13 protein-coding genes and 1 pseudogene are annotated in these 20,377 nt (G+C 66.8%); 12 read left to right on the top strand and 2 right to left on the bottom strand.

Annotated features, from left to right (window positions below):
- Positions 1 to 55: hypothetical protein (locus tag GEV02_RS33900; protein ID WP_456320532.1), on the bottom strand; the 55-nt coding region annotated here is incomplete at its 3' end.
- Between the two features lie 57 nt (positions 56 to 112).
- Between GEV02_RS33900 and dsbD the strand changes: the two are divergent.
- Positions 113 to 1,426, top strand: a pseudogene (gene dsbD, locus GEV02_RS25580) (protein-disulfide reductase DsbD); the annotation flags it as partial.
- A gap of 1 nt (position 1,427) precedes the next feature.
- Here the strand turns inward: dsbD and GEV02_RS25575 are convergent.
- On the bottom strand, positions 1,428 to 1,913 hold the full coding sequence (locus GEV02_RS25575; protein ID WP_152840742.1) for a Spy/CpxP family protein refolding chaperone: 486 nt from the start codon (positions 1,911 to 1,913) through the stop codon (positions 1,428 to 1,430).
- A 196-nt stretch (positions 1,914 to 2,109) separates the two neighbouring features.
- Here GEV02_RS25575 and GEV02_RS25570 point away from each other — a divergent pair, with 196 nt between their 5' ends.
- From GEV02_RS25570 to GEV02_RS25520, 11 genes are all read left to right on the top strand, one after another.
- On the top strand, positions 2,110 to 2,838 hold the full coding sequence (locus GEV02_RS25570) for a response regulator (RefSeq protein WP_152809646.1): 729 nt from the start codon (positions 2,110 to 2,112) through the stop codon (positions 2,836 to 2,838).
- Entirely contained in the window at positions 2,835 to 4,190 is a 1,356-nt protein-coding gene (locus GEV02_RS25565; RefSeq protein ID WP_328595915.1) for an ATP-binding protein, read from the top strand. The genes GEV02_RS25570 and GEV02_RS25565 overlap by 4 nt, the downstream gene beginning before the upstream one ends.
- A 137-nt stretch (positions 4,191 to 4,327) precedes the next feature.
- Positions 4,328 to 5,479 carry an efflux RND transporter periplasmic adaptor subunit gene (locus GEV02_RS25560; protein ID WP_152840741.1) on the top strand — a complete coding sequence of 384 codons (1,152 nt, stop codon included), beginning with the start codon at positions 4,328 to 4,330 and terminating at the stop codon, positions 5,477 to 5,479.
- A gap of 3 nt (positions 5,480 to 5,482) precedes the next feature.
- Complete coding sequence (locus GEV02_RS25555; RefSeq protein WP_152840740.1) at positions 5,483 to 8,629, top strand: efflux RND transporter permease subunit; 3,147 nt, start codon at positions 5,483 to 5,485, stop codon at positions 8,627 to 8,629.
- 86 nt (positions 8,630 to 8,715) lie between these two features.
- On the top strand, positions 8,716 to 10,629 hold the full coding sequence (locus GEV02_RS25550; RefSeq protein WP_152840739.1) for an FAD/NAD(P)-binding protein: 1,914 nt from the start codon (positions 8,716 to 8,718) through the stop codon (positions 10,627 to 10,629).
- Between the two features lie 252 nt (positions 10,630 to 10,881).
- Positions 10,882 to 11,718 carry a hypothetical protein gene (locus tag GEV02_RS25545; RefSeq protein ID WP_235922939.1) on the top strand — a complete coding sequence of 279 codons (837 nt, stop codon included), beginning with the start codon at positions 10,882 to 10,884 and terminating at the stop codon, positions 11,716 to 11,718.
- Positions 11,719 to 11,861: 143 nt separating this feature from the next.
- Positions 11,862 to 12,752, top strand: a complete 891-nt coding sequence (locus GEV02_RS25540; protein WP_152840737.1) for an ABC transporter ATP-binding protein — start codon at positions 11,862 to 11,864, stop codon at positions 12,750 to 12,752.
- Between the two features lie 10 nt (positions 12,753 to 12,762).
- Positions 12,763 to 16,347, top strand: a complete 3,585-nt coding sequence (locus tag GEV02_RS25535) for a M1 family aminopeptidase (RefSeq protein ID WP_152840736.1) — start codon at positions 12,763 to 12,765, stop codon at positions 16,345 to 16,347.
- A gap of 154 nt (positions 16,348 to 16,501) precedes the next feature.
- A complete protein-coding gene (locus GEV02_RS25530) occupies positions 16,502 to 17,173 on the top strand; it encodes an ABC transporter ATP-binding protein (RefSeq protein ID WP_152840735.1) in 672 nt (223 codons plus the stop codon).
- Positions 17,170 to 19,164: an HlyD family secretion protein gene (locus GEV02_RS25525; RefSeq protein ID WP_152840734.1), complete on the top strand. Its 1,995-nt coding sequence runs from the start codon at positions 17,170 to 17,172 to the stop codon at positions 19,162 to 19,164. Before GEV02_RS25530 ends, GEV02_RS25525 begins: the two co-directional genes overlap by 4 nt.
- Positions 19,161 to 20,369 (top strand): efflux RND transporter periplasmic adaptor subunit, encoded by a 1,209-nt coding sequence (locus tag GEV02_RS25520; protein ID WP_152840733.1) that lies wholly within the window; start codon positions 19,161 to 19,163, stop codon positions 20,367 to 20,369. Before GEV02_RS25525 ends, GEV02_RS25520 begins: the two co-directional genes overlap by 4 nt.
- The last annotated feature ends 8 nt before the right edge of the window (positions 20,370 to 20,377 follow it).

The raw sequence follows: 20,377 nt of genomic DNA, 5'->3' as shown, positions 1-20,377 counted from the left end.
CCATCCACATGCCGGCCCTGGGCAGCAAGGCGCCGGCCGAGACGCCGACCAGCATCAGCGGCACGCTCATGCCGACCGCCATGGCGTCACCGTCCGCGCGATTCCCGCACCCAACACCACCATCCTGGCGCCGCTGGCCGCGCCGGTTGCCGCCGCAGCCGCCCCGGCCGACGATGCCGGCCGCCTCGCCGCCGCGCTCAAGTCCGGCAAGCTGCTGGTGATCCTGCCGCTGTTCGCCCTGCTGGGCCTGGGCCTGTCGTTCACGCCCTGCGTGCTGCCCATGGTGCCCATCTTGTCGTCGATCATCGTCGGCGAAGGCGAGCGCAGCAGCCGTGGACGCGGCCTGCTGTTGTCGGCCACGTACTCGCTCGGCATGGCCATCGTCTACACCATCCTCGGCGTGGCCGCCGGCCTGGCCGGTGAAGGCCTGGCCGCCGCGCTGCAAAACCCGTGGGTGCTGGGCGGCTTCGGCGTGCTGATGGCTGCGCTGTCGCTGTCGATGTTCGGCTTCTACGAACTGCAGGTGCCGGCCGCACTGCAATCCAAACTGAGCACGGTGTCGAACCGCCAGTCTTCCGGCAAGCTGGCCGGCGTGTTCGTCATGGGCGCGATCTCGGCGCTGATCGTCGGCCCCTGCGTGGCCGCGCCGCTGGCCGCCGCGCTGGTCTACATCAGCCAGAGCCGCGACGTGGTCATCGGCGGCAGCGCGCTGTTCGCCATGGCGGTCGGCATGAGCGTGCCGCTGATGCTGGTCGGCGTCTCGGCCGGCGCCTTGCTGCCCAGGGCCGGCATGTGGATGGATGCGGTCAAGCGCTTCTTCGGCGTGCTGATGCTGGCGATGGGCTGGTGGCTGGTGTCGCCGGTGCTGCCGGCCGCCGTGCAGATGCTGGGCTGGGCCGCGCTGCTGGTCGGCTACGGCATGTATCTGCTGATGAATCGGGGCAAGTGGGTGGCCAGGGCCGCTGGCGTCATCATCGCGGTGCTGGGCCTGACGCAGCTGGTGGGCGTGGTCAGCGGCGGCCGCGACCCGCTGGCGCCGCTGGCCCACCTGGGCGGCAAGCATGAAGCGCCGCTGGCCTTCCAGCGCATCAAGACCGTGCAGCAGCTCGACGCCGCGCTGGCGCAGACCGGCGGCAAGACCGCGATGCTGGACTTCTACGCCGACTGGTGCGTGTCCTGCAAGGAAATGGAAAAGCTGACCTTCATCGATACGCAAGTGCGTACGCGGCTGGCCAACACGGTGCTGCTGCAAGTGGACGTCACCGCCAACGATGCCGACGACAAAGCCATGCTGAAACGCTTCGGCCTGTTCGGCCCGCCTGGCATCATCCTGTTCGACAAGCAGGGCAAGGAAATCGACGGCGCCCGCGTCATCGGCTTCCAGGATGCGGCCAAGTTCGCCGCATCCCTGTCGCGCCTGAACTGATTCAGCCTTTGTGGCCGCCCCAGCCGCCGCGCTGGCCTGGGTGGCCGCCGTGCGCGCCGCCCCGGGTGTGGTCGTCGAAGATGGCTTTCTGTTCGGCGGTCAGCTGGCTGTAGAAGGCCGTCAGCGCCGTCAGGTGCGCTTCCATCTTGGCCTGGCGCTGTTTGCTCAGGTCGATCATCTTGGCCAGGCGGTCGGGCGCCGACATCTTGGCGACGGCATCGCGGTCCGGCAGCGTGCCGCCGGCAGCGGTCGGCTTGATGGCGGCCTGGTAGGTCGCCCACGCCGATTCCTGCTGCGTGGTCAGCTTCAGCAGATCATGCAGCTTGGCCTGGCGCTTGGCGAACATCTCCTCCATCTTGGCCTGCATCTGCTCCCTGTTGACGACTGCGCCATGACGGCCGGCCGCAGGCGCCATGTCCTGTGCCTGAGCGGCGGCCATGCCCAGTACGGTAAAACCGATCAGTATGCTTTTGCGTAAGATGTTCATGGTCGTTCCTCTATCATTGAAAGTTGGGTATCGCGATGCATCTCCACCGCGCTTGAACCCATGTTGGCAGCACAAGGTTGCCACGAAGTTTCGCCAAGCGCGGATTTTGTATCCAGATGTTTCGCCCCTAGGGGGATATACAAGAAGATACAATTGGTGATTGGTCACGCACCGTCTATCTGGGGATAATTAGCACATGGAACCCACATCAACTATCTTGATCGTAGACGACGATCGCGAAATCCGCACCCTGCTGGCCGACTACCTCGAATCGAACGGCTACCGCGCCCTGTGCGCCGCCGACGGCACCGCCATGTGGAAGCAGCTCGACGAAGCGCGCCCCGACCTGGTGGTGCTCGACCTCAACCTGCCCGGCGACGACGGCCTGACCCTGTGCCGCAAGCTGCGCGCCCACTCCACGCTGCCGGTCATCATGCTGACCGCCCGCAACGAGCCGCTGGACCGCATCCTCGGCCTGGAAATGGGCGCCGACGATTACCTGCCGAAACCGTTCGAGCCGCGCGAACTGCTGGCGCGCATCCGTAGTGTACTGCGCCGCAGTAACGCCATGCCGGTCGGCAGCGGCGCCGAGAAGGCGCAGCAGATGCGCTTCTCCGGCTGGACGCTGGACCTGACCGCGCGCCACCTGCTCAATCCTGACGGCATCGTCATCATGCTGTCGGGCGCCGAGTTCCGCCTGCTCAAGGTCTTCCTCGAACATCCGAACCGCGTGCTCAACCGCGACCAGCTGCTGAACCTGACTCAGGGCCGCGACGCCGACCCGTTCGACCGCTCGATCGACATCCAGATCAGCCGCCTGCGCCAGAAGCTGGGCGAGGACGCGCGCCTGCCGCAAATCATCAAGACCGTGCGCAACGGCGGCTACGTGCTGGCCGGCACCGTCACCGTGGAGCCGCAGCCGTGAAAGCCTTCCTCGGATCGATGACCGGACGCGTGTTCCTGGTGCTGCTGCTGGGCATCGTCGCCTCGGCGGCGCTGACCCAGTGGCTGGCCGTGGGCGAACGTACCCGCGCGCTGGAACGCTACCGCGACTTCCACGCGCTGGAGCGTGCCGAGCAATTGATCACCACCGCCGACGTGCTGCCCGAAGCCTCGCGGCCGACCTATCTGCGCATGGCCAACCGCGGCACCGTGCGCCTCGAAGCGACCGACGTGCCGATGGCCGGCGCGCTGCCGCCGACCGAATTTTCCGCCACGCTGCAGCAGCGCCTGGGCGAGGGTTACAAGCTGGGCCCGCTGGCCGAGCATCCTGCCGCCTGCGACCTGCCGCGCAAGAGCAGCAATATGTTTGCGCCGACGCAGTGGCGCGGCACCTGCGAAACCATGAACGTGCGCCTGCACGACGGCCAGGTGCTGAAGCTGTCCGTGCTGCCGCCGCGCGCGCCGCCGCCGTCGGCCCACAGCGAGCTGCTGGCCATGCTGCCCTTCCTGCTCAGCATTGCCGCGCTGGCCTACCTGGTCACGCGCATGACCGTGCGTCCGCTCAAGCAATTGGCGCAGGCCGCCAAGGACCTGGGCAACGACATCAACCACCCGCCGGTGGTGCTGAGCGGCGCGGCCGAGATCCGCCAGGCCAGCGCCGCCTTCAACGCCATGCAGGCGCGCATCCGCCAGCACATCATGCAGCGCACGCAGATGCTGGCCGCCATCACCCACGACCTGCAGACGCCGCTGACCCGCCTGCGCCTGCGCCTGGAAAAAGTCAGCGACGCCGAATTGCAGCAGCGCCTGATCGACGACCTGTCGGCCATGCAGCAGATGGTCAAGGAAGGCCTGGACCTGGCGCGCAGCATGGACACCACGGAAACCATGCAGGCGCTGGACCTCGACGCGCTGCTCGACAGCGTGTGCAGCGACGCCACCGACGGCGGCCAGCAGGTCGAACTGCGCGGCCGCGCGGCGATGGCGCTGATGGGCCGGCCGCTGGCGATACGCCGCTGCCTGGTCAACCTGATCGACAACGCCGTCAAGTATGGCCATTACGCCAATGTTACCGTCGAGCGCATGGTGGGCGCGGCCCGCATCCGCATCCGCGACGGCGGCCCCGGCATCGACCAGGACCAGATGGCGCGCGTGTTCGAACCGTTCTACCGCATCGAGACCTCGCGTTCGCGCGAGTCCGGCGGCACCGGCCTGGGCCTGACCATCGCCCGCAACATCGCCGAACAGCACGGCGCCAACGTCATGCTGTCCAACCACGCGGACGGCGGACTGGAGGTTACGCTGATCGTGCCGGAATACTACGCCGGCGCCTGAACCCGACAACCAACTCTCGCAGAGAAAAAAGCGTCCGGCGCCAGCCGTGGCGCGGTTTTCCCAGCAAATACTGTGCGACAATATTTCGCCCTATGCACGGCGGCAATATTTTACGACGGTAAAACTTAGTTCAAAAAATGAAAAAAACTTCCTTAGCATTTCTGGTCGGCGCCATCGTGGTGGTCGGCGGCGGTATCTGGGCCACCACCCATCAAACGGCCGAGGCGCCGAAAGCCCCGGGCGCCCAGGGTGGCCAGCAAGGCCCGACCACCGTCAGCGTGGTCGCGCCGTCGCGCCAGGATGTGCCGGTGGTGTTGCAGGCCAACGGCACCGTCACGCCGATCAGCACGGTGGACCTGCATCCGCAAACCACCAGCACCATCGCCAAGGTGCACATCAAGGAAGGCCAGTTCGTCAAATCGGGCGAACTGATGTTCACGCTGGACGACCGCAGCGAGCGCGCCAATGTCGACAAGGCCCAGGCCCAGGTCGCGCGCGACCAGGCCTCGCTGGCCGACTACGAGCGCCAGTACAAGCGCTCAATGGAACTGCTGTCCAAGAACTTCATCGCCCAGGGCGCCGTCGACACGCTCAAGAGCCAGGTCGATTCGGCGCGCGCGCTGCTGCAGGCCGACATCGCCGCCGCCCGCTCGGTCGGCGTCGACGCCAGCTACACCGCGATCCGCGCGCCGATGACCGGCCGCGTCGGCGCCATCAACGTCTATCCGGGCAGCCTGGTGCAACTGGCCACCTCGCTGACCACCATCACCCAGCTCGATCCGATCAACGTGTCCTTCACCCTGCCGGAGTCGGCGCTGGCCGGCCTGCTGCAAGCCCAGCATGATGGCGCGGTGGCGGTCAAGGTCGTGCAGGGCAACTCGGACAAGGAAATCAGCGGCGCCCTGAGCTTCATCGACAACACCGTCGATCCGGTCGCCGGCGTGATCCGCGTGAAAGCCCAGTTCGACAACAAGGACACCCTGCTGTGGCCGGGCCAGTACGTCAACACCAGGCTGATCTCGCAGGTGTTGAAAGATGCAACGGTGATCCCGCAAAACGCTATCATTAGCAACACCCGCGGCACCTTCATCTACGCGGTCGACGCCGACCAGTCCGCCAAGGTGGTCAACATCAAGCGTCTGTATTCGTTTGGCGACAATGCGGCCGTGTCCGGATTGAGCGGCAACGAGAAAGTCATCGTCGACGGCAAGCAAAACCTGCGGCCGGGCGGCAAGGTGCGTATCGCCGGGGCCGACAAGCCTGCCGACACGACCAAACAGAAGGGCTAAGCAATGAACCTTTCCGAGTTGTGCATCCGCCGTCCGGTCATGGTGGTGCTGCTGTCGCTGACCCTGATCCTGGCCGGCGTGCTGGCCTACTTCTACATCCCGGTCGCCGCGCTGCCGAGCTATAACACCCCGGTCATCAACGTCTCGGCCGACCTGCCGGGCGCCGCGCCGGACACGATGGCCTCGTCCGTCGCGCTGCCGCTGGAAAAGCAGTTCTCCACCATCGCCGGCCTGTCGCTGATCACCTCCACCAACACGCTGGGCAATTCCTCGCTGACGCTGGAGTTTGATCCTAGCGTCAACGTCAACGAAGCGGCGGTCGATGTGCAGGCGGCGTTGCTGCGCGCCCAGCGCCAGTTGCCGATCGAGATGACCGACCTGCCGTCGTACCGCAAGGTCAACCCGGCCGACGCGCCGGTGCTGTTCATGACGATGAACTCGCCGTCGCTGACGCTGGCCGAGCTGAACGACTACGCCGAAAACCTGATCGCACCCAGCCTGTCGACCTTGCCGGGCGTGGCGCAGGTGACCGTCAACGGCCAGAAGCGCTTCGCCGTGCGCATCCGCGCCAAGTCCGAGCTGATGAACGCCCGCAACCTGACGCTGGATGAATTGCAGCAGGCGATCAAGTCGGCCAACGCCAACACGCCGCTGGGCATTCTGGACGGCCCGAGCCAGACGCTGACCATCCAGGGCAACGCGCAGCTGATGAAGGCGTCCGAATTCGCCGAGCTCATCGTCGCCCAGCGCAACGGCCAGCCGGTGCGCCTGAAGGATGTGGCGACGGTCGAGGACAGCTTCCAGTCGGTCAAGACCGCCGGCAGCTACAACGGCGAGCGCTCCATCGTGCTGCTGGTGCAGCGCCAGCCGGACGCCAACACCGTGCAGGTGGTCGACGGCGTGCGCCGCCTGCTGCCGCGCTTCAAGAACCAGTTGCCGGCGTCGATCAACATCAACCTGGTCAACGACCGTTCGGTGTCGATCCGCGAAGCCATCCACGACGTCAACCTGACCTTGCTGCTGACCATCTTCCTGGTGGTGATGGTGATCTTCCTGTTCCTGCGCCGCGCCGCCGCCACCTTCATTCCGGCGATCACCATGCCGATCTCGCTGCTGGGCGCGCTGGCCTTGCTGTACGCCTTCGGTTACAGCCTGGACAACGTTTCCCTGCTCGGCATCACGCTGGCGGTCGGCCTGGTGGTCGACGACGCCATCGTGGTGCTGGAGAACATCGTCCGCCACATCGAGCTGGGCAAGAAGCCGCTGCAGGCGTCGCTGATCGGCGCCAGGGAAATGGGCTTCACGATCATCTCGATCTCGGTCTCGCTGGTGGCCGTGTTCATTCCGATCTTCTTCATGCCGGGCGTGATCGGCCTGATGTTCCATGAATTCGCCGTGGTGGTGGCGCTGTCGGTGCTGGTGTCGGCGGCGGTGTCGCTGATGCTGGTGCCGATGCTGGCCAGCCGCCTGCTGCCGGCCGACGCCATCGATCCCGAGCACGACAAGGGCGGCTTCATCGGCCGCTGGTTCGAGACCGGCTTCACCGCGCTGCGCAACGGCTACGTGCGCACGCTGGACATCGCGCTGCACCACCGCTACATCGTGCTGGCGGCGGCGATCGGCACCTTCGCTCTGACGGCGGTGCTGTACATCACCATCCCGAAAGGCTTCTTCCCCGAGGAAGACCTGGGCCAGATCCGCGTCAACACGGAAGCGTCGGAAGACATTTCCTCGTCCTCGCTGCTGGACCTGCAGGAGCGCGTGGCGGCCGTCATCAAGGCCGACCCCAATGTGCAGGACGTGACATCCTTCGTCGGCGGCGGCAACAGCGGCCGCATGTTCCTGGTGCTCAAGCCGCGCGACCAGCGCCAGAAGATGCCGCAGGTGCTGGACAGCCTGCGCAAGGCCACCAAGACCGTGCCCGGCATCTCCGTCTACCTGAGCCCGGTGCAGAACTTGCAGCTGGGCGGACGCCAGTCCAAGAGCCGCTACCAGTACACGCTGCAATCGGTCAGCCCCGGCGCGCTCAACGACTGGGCGCAGAAATACATGGACCAGCTGCGCGCCGATCCGGACTTCCGCGACGTCACCAGCGATTCGCAGAACAAGGGCTTGCAAGCCTCGCTGAAGATAGACCGCGACAAGGCCAACAACCTCGGCGTGGCCATCGGCGACATCCGCACCGCGCTCTACCTGGCCTTCGGCGAGCGCCAGGTGTCGACCATTTATTCGCCGGCCGCCAGCTACTACGTGATCCTGGAGGCGGCCACCGCCGACCGCCAGTTCGATGACGCGCTGACCCGCATCTCGGTGCGCAACAAGAGCGGCAACCTGGTGCAGCTGTCCAGCTTTGCCACGGTCCAGCGCACCATCGGCCCGACCGCCGTCAACCACCAGGGCCAGCTGCAGGCGATCACGCTGTCGTTCAACCTGGCGCCGGATGTCCCGCTGGGCAAGGCCACCGCCAAGATCGACCAGATGGGCCTGGACATGCATCTGCCGCCGTCCATCATCACCAACTACGGCGGCGACGCGGCGGTGTTCCAGAGTTCGCAGGGCAGCCAGCTGATCCTGATCGTCGCCGCGCTGGGCGTGATCTACGTGCTGCTGGGCGTGCTGTACGAAAGCTATATCCATCCGCTGACCATCCTGGCCGGCCTGCCGTCGGCCGCCGTCGGCGCCTTGCTGACGCTGCGCCTGTTCAACCTGGATCTGACGATGATCGCCATCATCGGCATCCTGATGCTGATCGGTATCGTCAAGAAGAACGCCATCATGATGATCGACTTCGCGCTGCACGTGCAGCGCAACGAGGGCCGCACGCCGGCCGAGGCGATCCGCGAAGCCTGCGTGCTGCGCTTCCGTCCGATCATGATGACCACCATGGCGGCGTTGATGGGCGCCTTGCCGATCGCGCTGGGCCTGGGCGCCGGCGCCGAGCTGCGCCAGCCGCTGGGCCTGGCCGTGGTGGGCGGCCTGATCTTCTCGCAAGTGATTACGCTGTACATCACGCCGGTCATCTACCTGTTCCTCGACAAGTACAGCGGCTCCGGCCCGATGAGCGACGACGAACTGGCCGGCGACGCCGCGCCGGTGGCGGAAGGCGTCCATGCCTTGCCGCTGAAGGCCGTGAACACCGTCAAACACTGAGCATCGAAGAATTGAGCATCGACAAGTTGCTCTGAAGACCGTCTCTTTATCATGGGCAAGTTAGCCCGGATAAAGGACGGTCGGAAATGAAACGCTACAGTGTCACCATCATCGGTATGGGTCCGCGCGGGCTCAGCGTTTTTGAACGCATCGCCGCCGTCGCCGGCAGCCGCCGGCTGGCGCTCGACATCAACGTGGTCGAGCCCGGCGATTGCGGCCCCGGCGTGCACAGTGTGCGCCAGCCGCAGCACCTGCTGATCAACACCATCGCCAGCCAGGTCACGCTGTTCCCCGCGCCCGGCGCGGTGCAATATCCGCCGCTGTGCGCCACGCCGTCGCTGACCGCATGGGCGCGCCAGGCCGGCTACCGCCGCGTGGGCGAGCGCTACTACCGCCTCGGCGAACACGGCGGCGCCGACATCACCGAAGCCGACTACCTGCCGCGCTGCCTGCTGGGCGAATACCTGGCCTGGGCCTACCGCCAGATCGCCGCCTTGCTGCCCTCGTGCGTCAACCTGAACCACCACCGCCAGCGCGCCGTCGACCTGCTGCCGCTGGCCGACGGCCGCTACGCCGTCGAGCTGGAAACGGGTTACCAGCTGGACAGCGACTTCGTCTTCCTGACCACCGGCCACGGCCGCAACGTGCCCGACGAGCTCGATGCCCGGCTGGCCGATTTCGCCCGTGCCCACGCGCGCAGCAACAGCCGGCTGGCCTTCGTGCGCCACGCCTATCCGCTGGAGCGGCTGGCGCGCATCGGCGCCGGCGCCCGCGTCGCCATCCAGGGCCTGGGCCTGAGCGCGCACGACATCATCGCCGAGCTGACGGTGGGGCGCGGCGGCGCCTTCGTGGAAGACGGGCAGGGCAATTTGCGCTACCAGCGCTCCGGCGCCGAGCCGCAACTGACGCTGTGTTCGCGCAACTGCCTGCCGGCGGCGGCGCGCGGCGTCAACCAGAAGGGCCTGGACGGCCGCCACCAGCCGCACTACTTCACGCCGGCCGCGGTGGACGCGCTGCGCCGCATGGCGCTGGCCGGGCGCGGCAGCCGCCAGCTGGATTTCGAGCGCGAGCTGCTGCCGCTGCTCAAGCGCGAAATGGCCTGGGTCTACCGCAGCACGCTGGCCACGGCCACGCCCGGCGGCGTCGCACCCGATCCGGCCGGCTTCGTGCCGACCGCCGAGGACGACGTGCTGATCGACCAGTTGCTGTTCCCGCTGCGCGGGCGCCGTTTCGCCACGCTGGAAGCGTTCCGCCAGTATTTCACCGACTGGCTGCGCGACGACCTGGCCGAAGCACGATTGGGCAATGTTGGCAGCGCGACCAAGGCCGCCACCGACGTGCTGCGCGATGTGCGCGCCACGCTGCAGGCGGCCGTCGAACACGGCGGTTTGACGCCGGCCTCGCACCGCAACTTCCTCGCCGTCTACCACGCGGCCATCAACCGCAGCGCCTTCGGCCCGCCGCTGCGCCGCAACCAGGAACTGCTGGCGCTGCTGGACGCGGGCGTGATCGAGATCGTCTCCGGCCCCCGCAGCCGCATCGACATGGACGGGCAGGCCGCCAGCTACGTGCTCAGCACCGGCTTCGGCGACGGCGCCGTCGCGCATGCCTTCGATGTGCTGGTGGTGGCCAGGCTGGACGGCTTTTTCCCGGAAACCGACGATTCCTTACTCATCCGTAATGTGTTGAAGCGCGGGCTGGTGCGGCCGTATTGCAACGGTGATTTCCACCCCGGCGGCATCGACATCGACGCCGGCGGCCGGCCGCTCGACGCGCGCGGCCAGCCCTCGGGCGGGCTGTGGGCGCTGGGCTATCTGGTCGAGGGCGCGCACTACTACACGCACGCCTTGCCGCGCCCGCAGCTGCGTTCGCGCCAGGTGCTGGACGCCGACCGCTGCGTCCACGCCATGTGTGCGCAGATGGACGAGCTGCCCCGGCCCGCCGCCCGCCGCGCCGCCGCCGACACCGCCGCCACGGCGTTGCAGCAAGCCGCTTTGTAAAGCCGGTTGATACATACGGTAACACCCGTCAAGACGCGGAACTTGTAAGCTATTCCCCTTGAATACCCTGGAGCGTACGCGCCGCCGCCCGGCGCGTTATCATGGCCATGCACAACGGTTCCCAAAATTGCGGGACTCTGGCACTATGGCCGCATTTTGTCGACGTCGTTCCAATCAAGGTTTGCTATTTTGCATCACGATTCCCACTTACTCTCTGCAAATTCCGAATATTGCGAAACTTGCGGCCAGCGTTTGCCCGAGGCCGGCGAGAGGTATGCCGCGTGGGATCGTAAATCGCAGTCCAACCGGGTCGGCATCGGCATCTCCATCGCGCTGCACCTGATCGGCGTGCTGTACTACTTCCTGGCGCCCGCGCCCGAGCGCAAGCATGCCGCGCCGCCCAAGGGCGGGGTGATGGTCTACATCGCGCCGCTGCCGGAAAAGAAAAACCCGAACAAGCCGCAACCGAAGAAAACCGAAGTGGCCAAGGCCAGCAAGCCGCCGCCGCCGAAGCAGGTGGCGACCAGGGATACGCCGGCCGCCATCCGTCCCAAGCTGGAAACCTATGTGCCGCCGGTGCAGGCGACGATGACGCCGCCGCCCGAGCAGGACATGTCCGAGATGATCGCCAAGCGCCGCGCCGCGCGCGAAGCCAACAATCCGCAACCGGCGCCGCCGGCCCCGGCGGAGAGCGATGCCGAACGTTCGCTGCGCATCGCCAAGGCCAATATCGCCGGCGCCCAGGGCCGTTCCGGCGGCGCCGACAAGGACGACACCGGCGGCATCTTCTCGGTCGACAAGAGCTACCACAGCGCCGACGTGAAGTTCCGCGGCTGGAACACCAACTTCAAGCGCAACTGGACCCAGCAGCTGCACGTGGAGCAGGGCGCCGAGCCGGATATCGAAACCGCCGTGGTCAAGGAAATGATCAAGGTGATCCGCAAGGAAAAGACCGGCGACTTCCCGTGGGAATCGCGGCGTCTGGGCAAAGTGGTCATCATGAGCGCCCGCAAGGAAGACGAGAAGGACTTGATCGCCTTCCTGCTGAAAGAGATGTTCCCCGAGTACACCCGTGGCGCTTCCCGCTAGAAGTAGCGGAATATTGCTGAAAAACCACGTTCCATCCCTCAAAACCGCCGTTTGGTCGCAAAACTCCTGATAGCTTGACAACTTTACTTTAAAGTAACTTTGTCGCGGATTCCGTCCGTCCCCCTATCAGGAGAATGTGTTCCATGCTATCGATCAAACAGCTGAGCAAGACTTACGCCAACGGCGTCAAGGCCATCAACGACGTCACCCTGGACATCCCCAATGGCATGTTCGGCCTGCTGGGCCCCAACGGCGCCGGCAAGTCCTCGCTGATGCGCACCATCGCCACGCTGCAGGATCCCGATAGCGGCAGCATCCATTTCGACGGCCTCGACGTGCTGGCCCAGCCCGAAGCGCTGCGCCGCCAGCTCGGCTACCTGCCGCAGGATTTCGGCGTCTACCCCAAGGTGACGGCCGAGGTACTGCTCAATCACTTCGCCGTGCTCAAGGGCCTGACCGGACGCGGCGAGCGCAAGGAAGCGGTCGAAGCGCTGCTGCACCAGACCAATCTGTGGGAAGCGCGCAAGCGCGGCCTGGGCACCTACTCGGGCGGCATGCGCCAGCGCTTCGGCATCGCCCAGGCGCTGCTCGGCTCGCCACGGCTGGTGATCGTCGACGAGCCCACCGCCGGCCTCGACCCTGACGAGCGCAACCGCTTCCTCAACCTGCTGGCCAAGATCGGCGAGCAGGTGGTGGTGATACTGTCGACCCACATCGTGGCCGACGTCACCGACCTGTGCCCGCGCATGGCGCTGATCGTCAAGGGCGAGGTGCAGCTGCAGGGCGAGCCGCAAGCCACCATCGACACGCTGCGCAGCAAGGTCTGGCGCCGCAGCATCAGCCAGGAAGCGCTGGCCGACTACCAGCAGCGCATGAAGGTGCTGCACACCCGCCTGGTCGGCGGCAAGCCGCAGATCAATGTCTATGCCGACAGCCAGCCCGAGGAGGGCTTCATCCAGGTCGAGCCGGATCTGGAAGACGTGTACTTCCTGCATGTGCGTAACGCCGCCGCCTCTGCGGCCGCCGTGGTCTGAGGGGCGCGCCATGTTGATGGAATTCTTTACATTCGATTTGCGCTACCAGCTGCGTCAGCCGCTGCTGTGGGTGACGGGGCTGATCCTCGGCCTGCTGGCCTTCGGCGCCGCCACCAGCGACGCCATCCAGGTCGGCGGAGCGATCGGCAATGTGCACCGCAACGCGCCGGTGGTCGTGGCTCAGCTGCTGGGCTCGTTCACCGTGGTGTCGACCTTCATCGTCACCATCTTCATCGCCGGCACCGTGCTGCGCGACAGCGAGGTCGGCATTTCCGACATGCTGTTCGCCACGCCGATGCGCAAGTACCAGTACCTGGCCGGGCGCTTCATCGCCGGCCTGGTGGCTTGCCTGAGCATCTTCGTGCTGATCGCCATCGGCATCCTGCTGGGACCGGTCATGCCCTGGGTCGACGCCGCCCGCGTCGGCCCGCTGTCGCTGTCGGCCTACCTGTGGGGCTTCGGCTTCTTCGTCATTCCCAACCTGATCTTCATCGGCGCCTTGCTGATGCTGCTGGCCTCGACTACGCGCTCGATGATGCTGGTGTATGTGGGCGTGCTGGGCTTCTTCGTGCTGTGGATCGTCGCCGGCGTCTTCTCGCGCGACATCAACAGCGAATGGACCGCCGTGCTGCTCGATCCGTTCGGCGTGCGCGCCTTCAGCCGCGCCGTGCGCTACTTCTCGGCCGCCGAATCGAACGCCGGCCTGCCGCCGTTCAGCGGCTTCCTGCTGGCCAACCGCGCGCTGTGGATGGCGGTGGCGCTGGTGCTCTTCGGCGCCACGCTGGTGCTGTTCAAGCCGCAGCGCGCCGGCACCGGCCGCCGACTGTTCGGCAAGGCCAAGACGGCCGCCGCCGCACCGGCGCCTGCGCCATCGAGCCTGGCGCTGCCGCGCAGCGTGGCGCGCTTCAGCGCAAGCACCGGCTGGCTGCAGTGCTGGCACATCCTGCGCTTCGACGCCATGGGCGTGTTCAAGAGCGTGCCTTTCCTGGTGATGCTGCTGTTCGGCGTGCTGAACTTTATCGGCGCCGTCACCCAGGCCGGCGCCAACTTCGGCACCACGGTGTATCCGGTCACCTACCTGATGTTGCGCACGCTGAGCGGCAGCTTCAACTTCATGCTGATCATCGTGCTGACCTTTTACGCGGGCGAGCTGATCTTCAAGGAACGCCAGGTCAAGATCGCCGACGTCAGCGACGCCATGCCGGTGCCGGACTGGGCGCCGCTGGCGGCCAAGTGCCTGGCGCTGGTCGGCGTGATCGCCGGCTTCCTGCTGGCCGGCGTGCTGGCGGGCGCGGCCTACCAGCTGTTCAAGGGCGGCGCGCCGGTCGAGGTCGGCCTGTACGTCCAGGGCGTGCTGCTGGAATCGATGTTCTTCGTGCTGATGGGCTTGCTGGCCCTGGTGCTGCAGGTGCTGACCAACAACAAGTTCATCGGCTACCTGCTGGTGATCGTGCTGATGGTGTCGCAGATCGTGCTGAGCATCATGCACTTCGACCACAACCTGTACAACTTCGCCTCGCTGCCGGGCCTGCGCTATTCGGACATGAACGGCTACGGCCACTTCCTGACCGGCTGGTCGTGGTTCGCGCTGTACTGGAGCTTGTTCACGGCGGCCTTGCTGGTGCTGGCGCAGGCCTTCTGGGTGCGCGGCCTGGCGCGTCCGTGGCGCGAGCGCGTGCGTGTGGCGGCCGCCCGCCTGAAGGGCTCGTCCGGCGTGGCGCTGGCCATGCTGCTGGCCGGCTTCGTCGGCAGCGGCGCCTGGATCTTCTACAACACCAACGTGCTGAACAAGTACGTGGCGTCCGACGCGGCCATGGACCAGCAAGCCCGCTACGAAAAGCAGTACCGCCAGTACAAGGGCTTGCCGCAACCGCGCATCACCGACGTGCGCGCCGATGTCGACATCTACCCGGCCGAGCGCCGCGTGGCGATACGCGGCCACTACCTGCTGGAAAACAAGACCGGCCTGACGCTGGACGTGCTGCGCATCCAGCGCAACCCGGAGGTCGACACCCGCTTCGACAATCTGCCGCCGCACACGGTGGTGTTGGATGACAAGGACACCGGCTTCAGCATCATCAAGCTGACGCAGCCGCTGGCGCCCGCCGCCAAGCTGAACCTGGCCTTCAACGTCGACATCCACAACCAGGGCTTCACCAACAGCGGCGCGGCCGACAACGTCAACCTGAACGGCACCTTCTTCAACAACTTCACCTACTTCCCGCACTTCGGCTACAACGACCAGGCCGAGCTGACCGACCGCAACGAACGCCGCAAGCGCGGCCTGGGCGAGCCGGTACGCATGGCCAAGCTGGAGGACGAGAAGGCGCGCGCCAACGCCATCTTCAGCAACGAGGCGGACTGGATCAACTTCGAAACCACGGTCTCGACCAGCGCGGACCAGATCGCCGTCGCCCCCGGCTATCTGCAGAAGAGCTGGGAGCAGAACGGCCGCCGCTACTTCCACTACAAGATGGACCGGCCGATGGTGCCGTTCTTCGCCTACCTGTCGGCGCGCTGGCAGGTGCGCAAGGGCGAGTGGCACGGCTTGCCGATCGAGATCTACTACGACAGCAAGCACGCCTACAACATCGACCGCATGATTACCTCGGCGCAGAAATCGCTCGACTATTTCGAGGCCAACTACACGCCCTACCAGCACAAGCAGGTGCGGGTGCTGGAGTTCCCGAACTACCAGAGCTTTGCGCAATCGTTCGCCAACACGATCCCGTATTCGGAATCGATAGGCTTCATCGCTGACCTGCGCGACAAGGATGACATCGACTACGTCTACTACGTCACCGCGCACGAGATGGCGCACCAGTGGTGGGGCCACCAGGTGGTGAGCGCCAACGTCCAGGGTTCGACCATGCTGATCGAATCGCTGGCGCAGTACTCGGCGCTGATGGTGATGGAGAAGGAATACGGCCGCGACAAGCTGCGCCGCTTCCTGCGCTTCGAGCTGGACCACTATCTGCGCGACCGTGGCGGCGAGCTGGTCGAAGAGCAGCCGCTGATGCGCGTGGAAAACCAGCAGTACATCCACTACCGCAAGGGCAGCCTGGTGTTCTACCGCCTGCGCGACGAGATCGGCGAGGCGGCGCTCAACCGCGCGCTGAAGCGCTTCCTGCAGGACAAGGGCTATCAGCAGGCGCCGTACACCACCAGCCGCGAACTGCTGGCCTACATCCGCGCCGAGGCGCCGCAGGACAAGCAGGCGCTGATTACCGACCTGTTCGAGAAGATCGTTTTCTACGACAACCGCGTGACCGAGGCCAAGGCCCACAAACGCGCCGACGGCCAGTGGGACGTGACGATGACGCTGCACCTGGCCAAGCTGGAGGCGGACGGCAAGGGCAAGGAAACGCCGCGCGCGTATGACGAGCCGGTGGAGATCGCCGTGTTCGCCCGCGCCAAGGGCGCCAAGGAGCGCGACGAGCGCGTGCTGTTCAGCGAGAAGCGCGTGTTGCAGGGCAGCGATCCGGTGGTGACGGTGACGGTCAAGGAGCAGCCGTTCGATGTCGGCGTCGATCCCTACAACAAGATGATCGACCGCGTCTCGCGCGACAACCGCAAGGAAGTCAGCGTCGAGTAAGAGCGAACGTCATTCCCGCGCAGGCGGGAATCCATACAGCGCGTGCGACGTCGGCGTTGTATGGGTTCCCGCGTTCGCGGGAACGACAAAATCGTTACACAAAAAGTGAAGTTAATGAATTGACAAAGCCCTCATCGGCGGAGATACTTCCGCGATGATACAACTGAGCGATATACGCAAGACCTACCGCCAGGGCGGCAACGATATCCGAGCCCTCGACGGCATCGACCTGCATATCGCCCCCGGCGAGTTCGTCGCCATCATGGGGCCGTCCGGCTCCGGCAAATCCACCTTGTTGAACGTGCTCGGCGCGCTGGACCGGCCCGACAGCGGCCGCTACCGCCTGGCCGAGGACGAGATCAGCGCCCTCGACGACGACGCCGCTTCCGAAGTGCGCAACCGCCGCATCGGTTTCGTATTCCAATCCTTCCACCTGCTGCCGCGCCTGACCGTGCTGGAAAACGTGCTGCTGCCGCAGCGCTACGCCCGCACCGCCGATCCGGCTGCCGCCGGCCGCGCCGTCGCGCTGCTCGAACGCATCGGCCTCGGCCAGCGCACCGACCACTTGCCGGGCCAACTGTCCGGCGGCCAGTTGCAGCGCGCCGCCATCGCCCGCGCGCTGCTGAACCAGCCCGCGCTGCTGCTGGCCGACGAGCCCACCGGCAACCTCGATTCCAAGAGCGCCGCCGACGTCATGGCGCTGCTGAAGGAACTGCACGCGGGCGGGCAGACGCTGGTGCTGGTGACGCACGATCCCGACATCGCCGCGGCCGCCCAGCGCACCATCCACCTGCGCGACGGCCGCATCGACCAGGACCACGCATGAAGCCGCGCCTGAAACGCTCCACCATCGCCGTACTGTGCGCCGTGCCGCTGCTGGCCGCCGGCATTGCCGCCGCCGTCTCGTCGGCCAGCGCATCGCATACCGCGCCGGCCGCAACCTCGTCCGCGCCGCACGCCGCCGGCGGCCAGAGCCCGGCCAGACGACCGGTGCTGCTGACCGGCGAAGTCGAAGCGCTGGACACGCAAACCATCGTGGTGCCGCCATCGAACTCGTCGCCGCTGGTGCTGCGCAACTTCGTGGCCGAAGGCACATCGGTCAAGGCCGGCGACCTGGTGCTGCGCATCGAGACCGGCGGCGCCGCCAATGTCGACCGCCTGAAGACCGAGCTTGAGCGCGCCATCGCGCGCATCGACCGCGACACCGCCAGCCTCGAAGCGGGCGCCATCGATACCGAGAAAGCGCTGATCACCGCCGAGGCCGCGCTGGCCAAGGCCAAGGTCGACGCCGCTTTGCCCAAGCTGCAAATCACGGCGCTGAACTACGACCGCAACCAGGCCGAACTGGACCGCGCTACGCGCGACCTGGCGATCAAGATCGAAGCGCGCGACAACTACCGGCAATCGGTGCAGCGCCGCCGCGAGGACGGCGAGCTGGAAGTGAAAAAAATGCAGATCAACCTGGCCTTCCAGATCGCCCAGCTCAAGCAGGCTGAAGTGCGCGCCGCGCGCGACGGCGTGGTGGTGCACGGCTACAGCCCGTGGAAGGGCGAACGCTTCGAGGAAGGTTCGTCGGCCTGGCCCGGCAATGCCGCCGGCGTGGTGCAGGGCGACGGCCAGATGGCGGTCACGGCCTGGGTGCTGGAAGCCGACCGGCCCTACCTGGCCGAAGGCGATGCCCTCGGCTTGCGCTTCGACGCGCTGCCGGGCGCCGCGCTGACCGGCAAGATCCTCAGCATCACCAGCGCGCCGGAAGCGCGCGCCAGCTGGGGCAACGGCCGCTACTTCCGCGTCCGCATCGGCCTGCCGGAGGGACACGGCCTGCCGCTGGTGGCGGGCATGAGCGTGTTCGCCGAACCGCACGCCGGCGCGGGCACGGCGCGCAAGCCGGCCGTTGCCGCCGAGGCGCCGTCCATCGAAGGCGAGATCGCCTCGCGCCAGGCGCTGCCGGTGTCGCCGCCGACCATCCCGTATGTGTGGCAGTACAAGCTGGCCAGCATCGCCCCCGAGGGCGCGATGGTCGAGGCCGGCCAGACCATCGCCCAGTTCGAATCGGGCGAAGTCACCACCCAGCTGATGCAGCAGCAAGGCCAGCTCAGGGAAAGACAGCGGGCGCTGGACAAGATGCTGCTCGACCAGGCCGAGGCCGACCGTGCCAGCGAACTGGCCGTGGCCGAGGCGCAAAGCAATGCCGAGAAGGCCGAGCGCAAGGCCTCGCAGCCGAAGGAATTGATACGCCGCGTCGATTACGACAAGCTGGTCATCGAACGCACCGAAAAGGTCGCGCTGGCCAAGCTGGCCGTCACCCAGCGCGCCGTGCAGATCCGCGCCCGCCGCGCCGAACGCACCGGCCTGCAGGCGGAAGTGGCCGACATCCAGCAGCAGCTGGCCGCGCTGACCAGGGGCCAGGCGGCGATGACCGTGGTGGCGCCGCGCAAGGGCTTGCTGATGTACCGCACCACCTTCTCCGGCGAGAAGGTCGCGGTCGGCAGCCAGGTGTGGATGGGACTGTCGGTCGCCACGCTGGCCGACCCGGGCCAGCTGTACATCAACGCCTCCGTGCCGGAGGCGCAGGCCTCGCTGGTCCATGTGGGGCAGCGCGCCCGCGTGACGGTGCCGGGCGCCAACCAGGCGCTGAACGCCCACGTGGTCGCGCTGGGCCGCGCCTTCCACGGCAAGTCCACCGCGCAATCGACCATCGTGCGCAATCTTGAATTGCAGTTTGACGACAACCCTCAGGGCCTCAAGCCGGGCGCCGCCGTGCAGGCGGTACTGGTAGCCGATGCCGATGCGCACGGCAAGGAGCGCAAGCAATGAACAAGCATCTACTGAGCGCGGCCGCGGTGCTGGCGCTGGCCGGCTGCGGCGACAGCGCTACCACCGCGCCCGGCGCCATCGAAACCCTGGCCGCGCGGCCGTGGTCCGAAACGCTGGCGGTGGACGGCGAAATCAAGGCCGCCGCCAGCACCACGCTGCCCGTGCCCGGCAGCGGCTGGAGCAGCCGCGTGCTGGTGAGCATGGTGGCCGACGGCAGCGCCGTCCGCAAGGGCGATGTGGTGGCGCGCTTCGACGCGCCGCAGGCGCGCATGGAGCTGTCGCAGGCCGAACTGGAACTGCTGCGCAAGACCATCGCCGAAGCCGGCAACACCGGCAACGCCGCCGTCGAGCGCAGCACGCTGGCCGGCGAGCGCGCCAAGGTCGAGGACGATCTCGGCCTGAGCCAGCGCTATGCCAAGGTCGACCTGACCATCTTCGCCCGCAACACCATCCTCGACGCGCTGGCCGACGTCGGCTTCCTCAGCACCAAGCGCACTTACCTGGACTGGAAGGGCGGCCAGGCGCAGGCGCGCACGGCGGCGCAGGACGCGGTGCTGCACTCGCAGCGCGACAGCGTGGAACTGGGCGCCAAGCGCAACCGCGACAGCCTGGCCGGGCTGGAACTGGTGGCGCCGCACGACGGCGTGTTCCTGCTGGTGCCGCGCTGGGATGGCGCCAAGCCGGAGGTCGGCGCCAGCCAGTCGGCCGGACAGGAATTCGGCATGCTGCCCGACCTGCATCAACTGGTGGCGCACTTCAGCGTGGCCGAGGGCCAGGCCTACGGACTCAAGCCCGGCCTGCCGGTGCAGGTGCGCCTGGCCGGCACCGGCACCGCGCTGACGCTGACCGTCACCCGCGTCGGCAGCAGCGCCAGCACCACCTCGCAGGAGTCGCCGGTCAAGTACAGCGACTTCGACGCCGCCATCCCCAACGACACCGCGCTCAAGCTGGGCCTGAAGCCGGGCCAGGCGCTGCGCGGCAGCGTGCAGCTGGTGGCGCGGCCGGCCGCGCTGACCGTGCCCAACCTGGCGCTGGTACAGGAGGGCGCGGGCTACGCCGTCTACACGGACGAGCAGGGCAAGCCGGTGCGGCACAAGATCGAACTGGGGCAGCGCGGCCCGGTGCGTAGCGAACTCAAAAGCGGATTGACGGCCGGCGCGCGCATCGTGCTGCTGCCGCCATCGACAACGGCGGTAAAGTCATGAACTTCGGC

Source organism: Rugamonas aquatica, assembly GCF_009380215.1.
Lineage (GTDB): Bacteria > Pseudomonadota > Gammaproteobacteria > Burkholderiales > Burkholderiaceae_D > Rugamonas > Rugamonas aquatica_B.
The sequence above is the reverse complement of the archived record's forward strand: the minus strand, read 5'-3'. Positions and strand labels throughout refer to the sequence as shown.